At 35.5% G+C, this 13,335-nt stretch carries 10 protein-coding genes and 2 tRNA genes (1 of these 12 running past the window's edge); 6 read left to right on the top strand and 6 right to left on the bottom strand.

Going from position 1 to position 13,335, the window contains the following annotated elements; translation table 11 throughout:
- Positions 1-31 precede the first annotated feature (31 nt).
- Positions 32-1,333, top strand: a complete 1,302-nt coding sequence (gene rimO, locus RTX21_RS01915; protein WP_312765029.1) for a 30S ribosomal protein S12 methylthiotransferase RimO — start codon at positions 32-34, stop codon at positions 1,331-1,333.
- Between the two features lie 524 nt (positions 1,334-1,857).
- Positions 1,858-2,226, top strand: a complete 369-nt coding sequence (locus RTX21_RS01910; RefSeq protein ID WP_312765028.1) for a septal ring lytic transglycosylase RlpA family protein — start codon at positions 1,858-1,860, stop codon at positions 2,224-2,226.
- An 82-nt stretch (positions 2,227-2,308) separates the two neighbouring features.
- On the opposite strand, the gene RTX21_RS01905 is transcribed toward RTX21_RS01910, so the two are convergent.
- From RTX21_RS01905 to fbp, 6 genes are all read right to left on the bottom strand, one after another.
- Entirely contained in the window at positions 2,309-4,351 is a 2,043-nt protein-coding gene (locus RTX21_RS01905; protein WP_312765027.1) for a M48 family metallopeptidase, read from the bottom strand.
- Positions 4,352-4,503: 152 nt separating this feature from the next.
- Positions 4,504-6,126: a chaperonin GroEL gene (gene groL / locus RTX21_RS01900; protein WP_312765026.1), complete on the bottom strand. Its 1,623-nt coding sequence runs from the start codon at positions 6,124-6,126 to the stop codon at positions 4,504-4,506.
- Between the two features lie 101 nt (positions 6,127-6,227).
- A complete protein-coding gene (groES, locus tag RTX21_RS01895) occupies positions 6,228-6,506 on the bottom strand; it encodes a co-chaperone GroES (RefSeq protein ID WP_074235464.1) in 279 nt (92 codons plus the stop codon).
- Between the two features lie 180 nt (positions 6,507-6,686).
- Positions 6,687-7,400, bottom strand: a complete 714-nt coding sequence (locus RTX21_RS01890) for a hypothetical protein (RefSeq protein WP_312765025.1) — start codon at positions 7,398-7,400, stop codon at positions 6,687-6,689.
- Positions 7,401-7,574: 174 nt separating this feature from the next.
- Positions 7,575-8,585, bottom strand: a complete 1,011-nt coding sequence (locus RTX21_RS01885; RefSeq protein WP_312765024.1) for an o-succinylbenzoate synthase — start codon at positions 8,583-8,585, stop codon at positions 7,575-7,577.
- A 61-nt stretch (positions 8,586-8,646) separates the two neighbouring features.
- Positions 8,647-9,666 carry a class 1 fructose-bisphosphatase gene (gene fbp, locus RTX21_RS01880; protein ID WP_312765023.1) on the bottom strand — a complete coding sequence of 340 codons (1,020 nt, stop codon included), beginning with the start codon at positions 9,664-9,666 and terminating at the stop codon, positions 8,647-8,649.
- A gap of 240 nt (positions 9,667-9,906) precedes the next feature.
- On the opposite strand from fbp, the gene RTX21_RS01875 reads away from it, so the two are divergent.
- The 4 genes from RTX21_RS01875 to RTX21_RS01860 all read left to right on the top strand — a co-directional run.
- Positions 9,907-11,145: an aspartate kinase gene (locus RTX21_RS01875; protein ID WP_312765022.1), complete on the top strand. Its 1,239-nt coding sequence runs from the start codon at positions 9,907-9,909 to the stop codon at positions 11,143-11,145.
- Positions 11,146-11,152: 7 nt separating this feature from the next.
- A complete protein-coding gene (locus tag RTX21_RS01870; RefSeq protein ID WP_312765021.1) occupies positions 11,153-12,997 on the top strand; it encodes a lysophospholipid acyltransferase family protein in 1,845 nt (614 codons plus the stop codon).
- A 92-nt stretch (positions 12,998-13,089) separates the two neighbouring features.
- Positions 13,090-13,162: transfer RNA gene (locus tag RTX21_RS01865), tRNA-Phe, on the top strand.
- A gap of 119 nt (positions 13,163-13,281) precedes the next feature.
- A tRNA-Phe gene (locus RTX21_RS01860) sits at positions 13,282-13,335 on the top strand (it continues 119 nt past the right edge of the window).

Below are 13,335 nucleotides of genomic sequence, written 5' to 3'. Positions count from 1 at the left end.
TTGCTAAATTTGCAGTCTCAAAATTTTATGAATGCGCACTAAATCAACCGGTAAGAAAAAAATAAATATTGTAACCCTGGGATGTTCCAAAAATGTCTATGACTCAGAGGTTTTGATGGGGCAGCTTGAAGCTAATGGCAAAAAAGTGGTGCACGAGGAAAAAGGCGATGTTGTGGTGATCAATACATGTGGATTCATAGATAACGCAAAAGAAGAAAGTATTAATACTATTCTGGAATATGTTGACCTTAAGAACCAAGGTGTTGTAGAAAAGGTTTTCGTAACAGGATGTCTTTCTGAGAGATACAAACCGGACTTGATTCGCGAGATTCCGGATGTTGACCAATATTTTGGAACCAGAGACCTTCCAATTTTATTGAAGCATCTTGGCGCAGATTATAAACACGAATTGGTCGGAGAAAGGCTAACGACTACGCCAAAACATTACGCTTACCTTAAAATTTCCGAAGGTTGTGACAGGCCTTGCTCGTTCTGTGCAATTCCATTAATGAGAGGAGGGCACATTTCTACTCCAATAGAGAAATTAGTTATAGAAACTCAAAAGTTGGCAAAAAAAGGAGTGAAAGAATTGATTCTTATTGCTCAGGATTTGACTTTTTATGGATTAGATATTTATAAAAAAAGAGCACTTGGAGATTTGCTTCAGGAATTGATAAAAGTGGAAGGTATAGAATGGATTAGACTTCATTACGCATTTCCAACTGGCTTTCCAGAAGACGTTTTGGATATTATCAAAAACGAGCCAAAGATCTGTAATTATATTGATATTCCTTTACAACATATTAATACAGAGTTGTTGAAAGCCATGAAACGTGGAACAACTTTTGAAAAAACGAATGCACTTCTTGATAAATTCCGTGAAAAAGTTCCGGATATGGCAATCAGAACAACTTTGATTGTTGGATTTCCTGGTGAAACAGAGGAGAAATTCGAGGAATTAAAACAATGGGTTAGAGATCAGAGATTTGATCGTTTGGGCTGTTTCACCTATTCTCACGAGGAAAATACCACAGCATATGTTTTAGAAGATAATATTCCTGATGAGGTAAAACAGAGAAGAGTAGAAGAGATTATGGAGATTCAACAACAAATCTCGTGGGAAAAGAACCAAGAAAAGATTGGAAAAATCTTTAGATGTATCTTTGACAGGAAAGAAGGCGATTATTTCGTAGGAAGGACCGAGTACGATTCTCCAGATGTTGACAATACAGTTTTGGTGCCTGCAAAAGATGTTTATGTCTCAATTGGTGAGTTTGCAAACGTGAAGATTACTTCCGCAGAAGATTACGATCTTATTGGAGAATTGATATAAACTCAATTTTAAATAAATGAAGCCTTCAAAAACTGAAGGCTTTTTTGTTTTCTGTTAAAATTTTCATTCATTTTGCTTAAATGATTGATTTTTAATTATTTAAAATATAATCAATACCGGGTAAGATAGTTTTATTTAAATTATTATTAATTTGATATTAATATCGGTTATTTATAATTTTTAATTTTGTTTTTATTGTTTTATATTGAATTATTTTAGCTAAAAAATATTTTGAATTATTAAATTATTAAAATTAAATATATATTTAAATAATTGAATTTAATTTAAATATTTGATTATCAGGTTTTTGTGTTTTGTTTTGGGTTATTATTTATTAAGTTTAATTAACAAGATTTGAATTAAATTAACATTTATTAACAAATGTTGTAATCTGCTTATAGCAAGTAGTTGTAGAAGATTGCTACTTCAGTTTTATTCCAATCGAGTCTCCAATCCGATAAAAGTGAGGTTCGAAAAGCCATTCCCAGTATCTTTGCGAAGTCAAAACCCAATAAATATTCAAAATGATAAAAAGAATCTTTCTTGTAGTCATAATGATGATTTCAACACTTGGTATTTACTCTTTCAAGAGTTATGCCACAGATGCCAAAACAAGTTTTGCATCGTACTACCACGATAAGTTTAATGGTAGAAAAACAGCGAGCGGGGAAATTTTCAATAACAATGAGCTAACCGCTGCCAACAAAACCCTTCCTTTTGGAACAGAAGTAAAAATTACTAATTTGATTTCAGGGAAAAGTGTTGTAGTGACAGTAAACGACAGAGGTCCTTACCATTCTTCAAGAGCCTTTGATCTATCTAAAGCTGCATTTAGTTCGATCGCAGATACCAGAAAAGGTACAATTGCAATTGAATACGAAATTATCGACTAAGTTCAACTTATTTTAAAGTTAAAGCCAATCAGATTCTGATTGGCTTTTTTTTGTTTATTCAATCAAAGTTATTACTCTGTGATCAATGTTTTTCCAAAGAGGACATTCTGCTTAACAGTTCTTTTTTCAATAAAAAGAATTTCCTTCCAATGTAAAAATGATAACTATTGACCGCGAAAAATAATTGCTGAAGATTGGCATTCAGATATTCATTTTTATTGAAGTATAACAAATCATTGTTGATATAATATTCCAGATCTTTTTTATTCTGCTCACTGATCTCTTCTTTCACCAGAGGATTGTCTATGATCTCTTGTAATTCTTGCTTTAGTTTTGTTTCCAGAGGTTTTAGTTTTACGAAGTTTTTAATTATCCTTTCAAAAGGTGTTGTTGTACTTACAAAGTCCAAAGCTTTGCTTAATTCAGCAAATAAGCCAAATTTTTCTTCATAGTTCTTATCATAATCATAAAAATCAGAGAACGATTGTCCTAATTCGAATTCCAGGTTTTTATTTTTTGCCAAATTCAGGAAATAAAGATAAATATTGATATCGTTTTGAGTGATTTCGTCCTGTAGGATTTTTATTTGGCCATCTAGTTTCGGAATTAGATTTTTAGCTTCTTTTGCTTTGAATTTTATACCATCATAATCAAAAGTTTTGATATCGAAAGTTTTATCTGCAATAGAAGAAATTGTATTTCTGTCATTTTCCAAAGCAATTAAAGTATAGACCAATTCTACTTTATCCTTAGAAAACAATTCATCAAAGCTGAAAAATTCCTTGGATGGAACAGCAGAATGCAAATCAAACTGATTCGGGTTTTTGTTGTCATAATAATTATTGAAGATTTTATCAAAAGTATCTTTATTATAATTTTTCTCAAATTCATCTTGAAACGTATCGAGGTCTAATTCGGATTTTGGTTTTTCATATTGTACATTAGAAAATATTTTTGAGGTCAGTTTTTCTTCTGTAGCATCAATATTTTTAAACAAAATTCTCGCCGAGCTGTTGTCAGAATCTTTGATGATGTTGAGCTGTCGCAGTTTAGCAACTCTATCTTCGGTAGAAGGATGGGAAGCCCATTGGTTTTCTATGACCAATTTCGATTTATTGAAAAGACCGGCTTCTGATATTTTCACAACCGGCAAATCATATTTCAGTTCTAGTTCGCTTTCTTTTGCGAAAAAATTCATCACAAAATTTTGCTCTTTGTAGATATTTTTGCTGGTCTGGCTTTCCTCTATTTTGCTATTATAAAAATCTATCACAGAACTGTAGGAATTACCTGCAAGGTCAAGTCTAAGAAGCGATTCTTCCAAAGCGATTGAACCAGCGATATTGGCAGCAACTTCATCTGCGTGGAACTCCATCTCTCTGGAAAGTGCCATATGACGGATGTTGACGAAAGAATACATCTTCCTTAGGGTCCATTGGATGGCTTGCGTTATTTTTATGGCCAACTCTGCGAAAAAAGCAAAATAGCCACTTGCATTCGCCCAACCTTGAACGGTATTTCTATAAGCTTCATCTTCATTTACCAAATTGAAAATGATTTGATTGACGTTATAGACATAGCTCCCAACTTTCATAGAACGTTGTGAAAAATGACCGAATTCGTGGGCCAGAATAGCTTTCAGTTCTTGTTTGGTACAAGCATTGACAAGTCCAATCCCGATGATCAGATTTTTCTTGATGGGCAGAAACATACTCCAAAAGCTGGAATCATAGAAAACGCTGGCATTGACATCATAAGCCAAATAGACTTTTTTGGGAAAATCTGTTCCTGCTTTTTTCACGATCCCGTCTATCATCTCAAATAGTTGAGGTTCATCATTCCTAGTGATTTCAGTAAGGTCACTTCTATCCGTAATGTGTTTTTTGAAGAGAAATTTTATCAGGAAATATGAAATCAAAATTCCTAAACTTGCCAGCCCGATACCTATCATCACCGTGAAAAACATAGGTTTGATGCTAATGATCCAAAGTCCGGCGGCGATACAACCGATGGTCAATGCAATTGCGGAAAGAAACAATAAAATGTAAACAATGATGAATAAAACAATCGCAATAATCGCAGAAGTGCTTTTTTTCTTGAAATCTGATGGAACTTGTACAAACATAAATTGAATGGTAATTAATTTTTCAATAAAAATAAAGAATTGAACGGTATTTTCAGAATATATCCAATTAATTATTTGAAAATATTTAACAAAAAAACCGCTCAGAAAAAATCTGAACGGTTTAATTTATAATTTGCTTCGGTCGCCGATTGTTACATCATTCCTGGCATTCCGCCGCCCATTGGCATTGCTGGTTCGTCTTTTTTCACTTCAGTGATTACACATTCCGTTGTCAAAAGCATTCCTGAAACAGAAGCTGCATTTTCCAGAGCAACTCTTGTTACTTTAGTTGGGTCAATGATTCCAGCTTCTAACATATTCACGTATTCGTCAGTTTTAGCATTGTAACCAAAGTCTGCAGTTCCTTCAGCAACTTTGGCAACAATTACAGAACCCTCTCCACCAGCATTAGCAACGATTTGTCTCAAAGGTTCTTCTATAGCTCTTTTTACGATTTTGATACCAGTTGTTTCATCAGCATTGTCACCTTCGAAGTTAAGGGCAGAAACCGCTCTTACAAGCGCAACGCCACCACCGGCAACGATACCTTCTTCAACCGCAGCTCTTGTTGCGTGAAGGGCATCATCTACTCTGTCTTTTTTCTCCTTCATTTCTACCTCCGAAGCAGCACCAACATAAAGTACAGCAACACCACCAGCTAACTTAGCCAATCTTTCCTGAAGTTTTTCTTTGTCATAGTCGGAAGTGGTCGTTTCCATCTGAGCTTTGATCTGGGAAACTCTTCCTTTGATCTGAGCCTCATCACCACCACCATTTACGATAGTTGTATTATCTTTATCGATAGAAACTTTTTCAGCAGTTCCTAACATTTCGATAGTTACATTTTCCATTGTGAAACCTCTTTCTTCAGAGATCACAGTTCCACCTGTTAAGATTGCGATGTCTTCCAACATTGCTTTTCTTCTGTCACCAAAACCTGGCGCTTTCACAGCAGCAATTTTAAGAGAACCTCTCAATTTGTTTACGACCAAAGTCGCCAAAGCTTCACCTTCAACTTCTTCAGAGATAATTAATAAAGATTTTCCACCCTGTGCAACAGGCTCAAGAACTGGTAACAATTCTTTCATAGAAGAGATTTTTTTCTCAACCAAAAGAATATAAGGATTATCCAATTCTGCAACCATCTTCTCAGGATTAGTTACAAAATAAGGCGATTGGAAACCTCTGTCGAACTGCATCCCTTCTACAACATCTACAGTTGTATCGATACCTTTTGCTTCTTCTACAGTGATAACACCTTCTTTCCCAACTTTTCCGAAAGCTTCAGCGATCAATGAACCAATGGTTTCGTCGTTATTAGCGGAAACAGAAGCTACTTGCTTTACTTTTTCTGTAGAATCACCAACTGTTTGAGATTGAGATTTCAAGTTCTCAACAACTGCAGTTACCGCTTTGTCGATTCCTCTTTTCAAATCCATTGGGTTAGCACCAGCAGCTACGTTTTTAAGACCTTCTCTTACGATTGCCTGAGCTAAAACAGTAGCGGTAGTTGTACCGTCTCCAGCGATGTCATTGGTTTTAGAAGCTACTTCTTTCACCATTTGAGCACCCATATTTTCTACTCTGTCCTCCAGCTCGATTTCTTTTGCAACAGAAACACCATCTTTAGTCACGTGAGGAGCACCGAAAGATTTTTCGATGACCACGTTTCTGCCTTTTGGTCCCAAAGTTACTTTTACTGCATTAGCCAATGCGTCAACACCTCTTTTAAGAGCGTCTCTTGATTCTATATCGAATTTTATTTCTTTTGCCATTTTTTTCTTGTATTAATGTACGTTGTACAATGTATTAATGAATTTTGCATCCACGAAAATCAAATCATTTTACGTGAATACATTTTACGTTTTACAAATTTTTAACCAATGATTCCTAAAAGGTCTCCTTCTTTTACGATCAGATAATCCTTACCTTCAAATTTCAACTCGGTTCCAGAATATTTTCCATAAAGAACTTTGTCGCCTACTTTTACAGTTGTTGGCTCATCTTTTTTACCTGGGCCAACGGCTACAACAGTTCCTTCTTGTGGTTTTTCTTTTGCGGTGTCTGGGATGATCAATCCAGATGCAGTTTTAGTTTCAGCTGGCGTTGGTTCTACCAGCACTCTGTCTGCTAATGGTTTAAAATTTACTGACATAATAAGTATATAATTTTAATGTTATTCTGCTTCCTACATCTCCAACAATGTGCCAATGGCGATGGAAAGCGGAAGATGGAAGATGGAAGTTAAATTTTGGCAGAATTTGTTTATAGATGTGAAATTTTGGCAGAAAAAAAAGTTTACCGATTGGGTAAACTTTATATGAGTAAGTTCTCATTATTCCATTATCATTTTCCTTCCACCCACATTGATTTCCTGCTTAAGAACTTTTCGGGAATCGATATCAATGTAATAAGTGCTTTCGGCTTTTCTATCCTGAATATCATCAGTCGTTTTTACAACCCAGACTTTTTTGCCATTGTATTCAGCTTTTTCAACTTTTTCCATATAAGCTTTGATAAAGTCTTTTTTGGCTGTTGGATTATAATCGAAAATAGAAAGTTCTGTCGTATAATTTTCTTTCAAAGGTAAAAAACGAATCAAAGCGGGATAAGCGTTGCTGTCAAAATAAGGCAAAGTCGTCGCTTCATCAATCATATCTCTTTTCTGAGTTTTCTTATCAAGATAATATCCGGTCGCTTTATTTTTATTAAATCTAATCGACATATTTCTCGTCGAATTAAATGACGAATGGTAAACCGGCTGGAAATCTGAAATTTTTACAATCGTAGAATCCACCCAAGCTTCAGGCGATTGTTTCATTTTGACCGTCGTTTTTATCAGAAGTTCTTTTTTGTTTAATTTCTTAAAATCTGTGGTTACTTTGCCAATTTCAAATTTCGAACCGGCATTTTCCATTGTCCAAGTCACCTCCGAAGATTCATCTTGGATATACTTTGAATCGAGCTTGACATTATTGGGTAACAGAAGGTTTTGTGCCGAAAAAAAATGGGCACTATTTATTATTAAAAGTGTAAGAAGTGTTCTCATAATTTTTAATAATAAGTAGTACCAAATATGATATAGTTACAGCATACTAAATCTGATGAATCGATGGAAGTTATAACGTTAAAAACTCCGTAGGAGTTAAATGTTTGTAGAAATAGTATTGTATGTTGTGAGCAGAGCTCCGTAGGAACGACATCTCAAATCTCAAATCTCAAATCAATTGCCGCCAAACCAAAGATTTTCACCATTCAAAACCAAAGGCGTATCGAAATTATTGGTGAATAATCCGCCAGTTCCCAAACCTTGTTGCATCGGATTTTGCTTGAGGTAAGTATATTGCGCAATCGCATTAAGACCAATGTTACTTTCAAGAGCTGAGGTAATCCACCAACCGATATTGTTTTTTTCTGCCAAATTTATCCATTCATCCGAACCGGAAAATCCGCCGATTAAACTTGGTTTCAAAATTATATATTGAGGTCTGATTTCTTTGAGAAGTTCTTTTTTGGATTCGATATTCAAAACGCCGATTAATTCTTCGTCTAAAGCAATAGGAGTTGGTGTATCTTTGCAAAGTTCAGCCATTGCTTTCCAGTTTCCAGCTGCAATCGGCTGTTCAATGGAGTGAATGTCCAAATCTGCCAATTCCTGCAAAACAATTTTGGCTTGTTCCGGAGAAAACGCACCATTCGCATCCACACGAAGTTCAATTTTGTCTTTCGGGAATTTTTTTCTTAAGGATTTGATGACCTCTTTTTCAGAATTCCAATCCACACCGATTTTAAGTTTGATGCAAGTAAAATTGTTTTCTATTTTTTCCTCGATTTGAGATTGCATATAATCGGCATCGCCCATCCAGATCAAACCGTTAATTTTAATCGAATCTTTTCCATCGGTAAAATCACTTGGAAAATACAAATCTCCTTGGTGTTCAAGATTAAATAAAGCTTGTTCAATCCCAAAAATAATTGACGGATGATTAATGAGTTCTTCCTGTAATTCTTCAAAACTCAAATTGATATTTCGGCAAGCCCATTCCAAAGCGTCCTCATAATCATCATCGTCATCGAAACTCAAACCTCGGAAAAGAGAACATTCTCCGATTCCTTTTTTGTCATCTTCAAAGATTTCGATAAAGTATGTTTCTTTCGTTTTCAAAACACCTCGCGATGTTCCGCTTGGTCGTTTGAAATTCAAAATGTATTGATGGAATTTTGCAGTCTTCATTCTACAAAAATAGGAAAAGACCGAGGAAATCGGCCTTTAGTATTGTTTAAATAATTCAATCTTAGTTTTTATCCACAGCTTTTACCATAAATTCTTCTGCTTTGGTCACCATTGCAGCACTTCCACAGAAGAAAGGAACGCGTTGATGCAACTCTGTCGGCTCAATTTCCATGATCCTTTTGAATCCGTCGCTGCATTTTCCACCTGCCTGTTCTGTCAAAAATGCCATTGGGTTGGCTTCATATAATAATCTTAATTTTCCTTTCGGCGATTGTGAAGTTGATGGATAGATATAAATTCCACCCTTCAGCATATTTCTATGAAAATCAGAGACCAAAGAACCAATGTATCTTGAAGTATAAGGTCTGTCACCTTCTTCTTCCTGACAATATTTAATGTAGTCTTTCACACCTTGTGGGAATTTCGCATAATTTCCCTCGTTGATAGAATAGATTTTTCCCGAAGTTGGGAATTTGATGTCCTTATGAGAAAGATAATAAGTTCCGATAGATGGATCTAACGTGAATCCGTTCACGCCATTTCCGGTAGTATAAACGATCATTGTGGAAGAACCATAAACCACATAGCCTGCAGCTACTTGATTTACGCCTTTTTGTAAGAAATCTCTAAGCTCAACAGGACTTCCCGGATCGGAAACTCTTCTGTAAATAGAAAAAATGGTTCCAACGGAAACATTGACATCGATGTTGGAAGAACCGTCCAAAGGATCGATCAAAACAACATATTTACTAAGATGTGCATTCTCTGTACATTTGACCTCGATGAAATCGTCACTCTCCTCGGACGCAATTCCGCAAACGACTTCTCTTTGTGACAAAGCTGCGATGAAGATATCATTGGCTAAAACATCCAGTTTTTGTTGCTCTTCTCCTTGGATATTTTCTGTACCCACTTTTCCAATAATGTCGGCAATTCCAGCTTTGTTGACTTCACGATTTACAATTTTTGTGGCAATTCTTATAGAGCTGATAAGACGGGAAAGTTCTCCGGTAGAGTACTTGAAATCATCCTGTTTTTCAATAATGAATTCCCCTAAAGTCTGTAAAGCCTGTTGTGACATATTTGGTTGATTTGATTTTCTACAAAACTAAATTTTTTTTCAATCAAATGAAACAAAATTTATCGATTTTTGATGATACTTATCATAAATTTATTAATATGGTTTCATTATCTCATTTGGAAACATTAGAAAAAATGTTGCTGATTTTTATATTCCGTTCATAATTAATATTTTTGGAGGTTAATAATCGATTAACGGGTCCTTAATTTCTAATAAAAAAGTTTAACGGTAAAAAATCTAATGAAAGTTTACAAATTTGGTGGTGCATCTGTAAAAGATGCTGAGGGTGTGAAAAATGTGGCCTTGGTTCTGGAAACTCAGGGGTTTGAAAAATGTCTATTGGTAGTTTCTGCGATGGGGAAAACTACAAATGCTTTGGAAAAAGTGGTAGAATATTATTTCAAGAAACAGGATTATCAACAAGAAATAGAATTGATAAAGAAAAATCACATCGATATTGCCAAAGGTCTATTTTCAGAAGGACATCCGGTTTTTGGAGAGATATCATTATTTTTTGATGATATAGATTCTTTTTTGAGAAGAAATAAGTCTCCTAATTATAATTTTGTTTATGACCAGGTTGTGAGTTGTGGCGAGATGATATCTTCCAAGATTTTGAGCGAATATCTTAATGATATTCAGTTTTTCAATCATTGGTTGGATGCCAGAGATTATATCAAAACCGATAGCAATTATAGAGAAGGAATTGTAAACTGGCAAGAAACGGAGCAGAATATTTCTAAACTGGATAAAATTAATTGTTACGTGACTCAAGGATTTATTGGTTCAGAAAGCAATAATTTCACTGTGACATTAGGAAGAGAAGGGTCGGATTATACAGCTGCGATTTTTGCTTATTGTCTGAATGCAGACGAAATGACCATCTGGAAAGACGTTCAAGGTGTGATGACAGGCGATCCGAGAAAATTTGAAAATGTAGAATTGTTATCTTTCATTTCATACGAAGAAGCGATTGAGATGGCATATTATGGAGCTTCCGTAATTCACCCGAAAACACTTCAGCCATTGAAGCAGAAAAATATCCCATTCTTTGTAAAATCTTTTGTTGAGCCAAAAGAACCGGGAACCAAAGTGGGAAATTCAGCAGAAAATGAATTGGTGGAAAGCTATATTCTAAAAGAAAATCAAACATTACTAAATGTTGAGACAAGAGATTTCTCTTTTATAGCAGAAGACCACATCAGTCTGATCTTTACACTTTTGGCGAAATATAAGATCAAAGTTTCCTTGATGCAGAATTCAGCAATATCATTAGCTTTATGTTTAGAAGACAAATTTGGTACGGCGAATGATTTTAATGAGGAATTGCAGCAGAATTTCATCACACAAATGACAAAAAATGTATCTTTATTCACCGTCAGAAATGCGGAATTGGATAAGTTGGACCAATTTTACAAGGACAAAAAAGTATTGCTGGAACAGATATCCAAAAAAACCTTCCAGATGGTAACCATGTAAAAACACTATGAGCTTAATATCCAAAGAAGATTTGATAAAAGCCGCCGGACTTGATAAGATTGGTTTTCTCAAGAGACCGGTTGCTTCGGCTATCATGAATCTCACAAAAATAAATGAGGTCAATAATCTATATAATAAACTGATTCATACAAAAGGGGTAGAATTTTTTGATGAATTTATAAGAGAACAGGAACTTAGTTACATCGTTTTCGAGGAAGATCTTGCAAAAGTGCCGAAAACAGGTCCGTTTATCATTGTGTCCAATCATCCGCTTGGAGCGTTGGATGGAATCTTGATGTGCAAGATCCTGTTACGCGTCCGTCCGGATTTCAAAGTGATGGGTAATTTTCTCCTTTCGAAGATAAAGCCGATGGAACCTTTTGTGATTTCTGTCAATCCTTTCGAAGGCAGAAAAGATGCTTACAATAGCTCTTCCGGAATGAGAGAAACTTTCAAACATCTTTCTGAAGGAGGATGTATTGGGATTTTTCCCGCTGGCGAAGTATCCAATAAAAATAATGAATATGGTGAAGTACTTGACAGACCCTGGGGAAAAACAGCGCTTAAGATCATTAAAAAAGCGAAAGTACCTGTAATTCCGATGTACTTCCATGCAACCAATAGCAAGGTCTTTTATAATGTTTCCAAGCTTCATCCCGATCTGCAAACGCTTATGTTGCCTACAGAAATGATGCGGAAAAGAGACAAGCCGATCCGGATCCGAATTGGGAAGCCTATTTCTGTAAAACAGATGGAAGAAGAGGAAAGCCTGGAAGAATTAGGAGAATATCTTTACAATAAAGTATATATGCTGAAGTCTTACTATGAAAAGAGAAAAAGTATCACGGAGAAGTTGAAGCTTCCTAATATGTCTCTAAAGTTACCACTTCAAAAGCAAAATAATATTGTACAGAATATTATTGATGAAACGCCTGTTGAGGATATCGTTAAAGAAATCCAGATACTCAAAGAGACTGAAAATAAAAAACTCTTTTCGCACGGAGATTACGATGTGTTTTTTACGACTTCTGCAGAGATTCCGTCTATTATGAGGGAAATCGGTAGGCAAAGAGAATTGACTTTTCGAGCGATAGGAGAGGGGACGAATCTTCCTTTTGACCTGGATGAGTATGATAATCATTATCATCATCTTTTTCTTTGGGATAATGCCGGGAAAAAATTGGTAGGTGCATACAGAATGGCCCTGGGTTCCGAAGTGATGAAGAAATTTGGAATCAACGGATTTTACACCAGCTCACTTTTCGAATATGATCCGGAGCTACAACCATTTTTCAGAAAAGTGATAGAAATGGGAAGGGCATATATATCAATCGAATATCAGCAAAAACCGTTTCCATTATTCTTACTTTGGCGAGGGATTGTCCATGTCTGCTTAAGGAATCCGGAACACAAATTCTTGATGGGCGGTGTAAGCATCAGTAACAAATTCTCAGAATTTTCAAAATCCTTGATGATAGAGTTCATGCGATCCCATTATTATGATTCTGCTGTTGCGCAATATATCCATCCGAAAAATGAATTTAAAGTTGTGATGAAGGAGCGTGACAAAGCTTTGTTTTTCGAAGATATGGACGCAGACCTTAACAAATTGGATAAGATCATAGATGATCTGGAGCCGGAACTTAGATTGCCTGTTCTGATCAAGAAATATATTAAGCAGAATGCAAAAATGATCGCTTTCAATGTGGACCCTAACTTCAACGATGCGATTGATGGATTGATGTATATCAGGATCAGTGATCTCCCGGAAGATACAATCAAGCCTGTTTTAGAAGAGTTGAGTGATTTTTTTAAAGCCCAAACTGAAAAAAAATCTTCTGATAATCAATGATTTTTGTGGAATTTGAGAAGTATTTTTCAATATAATTTGCGTGGTAAGGATAAAGAGTATATTTTTGCACCACTCAAAACAACAAGAGTGCTGGTTTCTTAGCTCAGTTGGTAGAGCAACGGACTGAAAATCCGTGTGTCCCTGGTTCGATCCCTGGAGAAACCACTTAAAACCGCCTAAAATAGGCGGTTTTTTTATGGAAATCTTAAAATTAGTAATGATCTAATTTGGATTATAAAAGTAAAGAGTGTATTTTTGCACCACTCAAAAACAACAAGAGTATTGGTTTCTTAGCTCAGTTGGTAGAGCAACGGACTGAAAATCCGTGTGTCCCTGGT

It is taken from the genome of Epilithonimonas sp., assembly GCF_032054305.1.
In the GTDB taxonomy this organism is placed as follows: Bacteria; Bacteroidota; Bacteroidia; order Flavobacteriales; family Weeksellaceae; genus Epilithonimonas.
The sequence above is the reverse complement of the archived record's forward strand: the minus strand, read 5'-3'. Positions and strand labels throughout refer to the sequence as shown.

Coding starts and splice junctions, on each gene's coding strand:
- rimO (WP_312765029.1), top strand. CDS start 32: ATGCGCACTAAATCAACCGGTAAGAAAAAAATAAATATTGTAACCCTG.
- RTX21_RS01910 (WP_312765028.1), top strand. CDS start 1,858: ATGATAAAAAGAATCTTTCTTGTAGTCATAATGATGATTTCAACACTT.
- RTX21_RS01905 (WP_312765027.1), bottom strand. CDS start 4,351: ATGTTTGTACAAGTTCCATCAGATTTCAAGAAAAAAAGCACTTCTGCG.
- groL (WP_312765026.1), bottom strand. CDS start 6,126: ATGGCAAAAGAAATAAAATTCGATATAGAATCAAGAGACGCTCTTAAA.
- groES (WP_074235464.1), bottom strand. CDS start 6,506: ATGTCAGTAAATTTTAAACCATTAGCAGACAGAGTGCTGGTAGAACCA.
- RTX21_RS01890 (WP_312765025.1), bottom strand. CDS start 7,400: ATGAGAACACTTCTTACACTTTTAATAATAAATAGTGCCCATTTTTTT.
- RTX21_RS01885 (WP_312765024.1), bottom strand. CDS start 8,585: ATGAAGACTGCAAAATTCCATCAATACATTTTGAATTTCAAACGACCA.
- fbp (WP_312765023.1), bottom strand. CDS start 9,666: ATGTCACAACAGGCTTTACAGACTTTAGGGGAATTCATTATTGAAAAA.
- RTX21_RS01875 (WP_312765022.1), top strand. CDS start 9,907: ATGAAAGTTTACAAATTTGGTGGTGCATCTGTAAAAGATGCTGAGGGT.
- RTX21_RS01870 (WP_312765021.1), top strand. CDS start 11,153: ATGAGCTTAATATCCAAAGAAGATTTGATAAAAGCCGCCGGACTTGAT.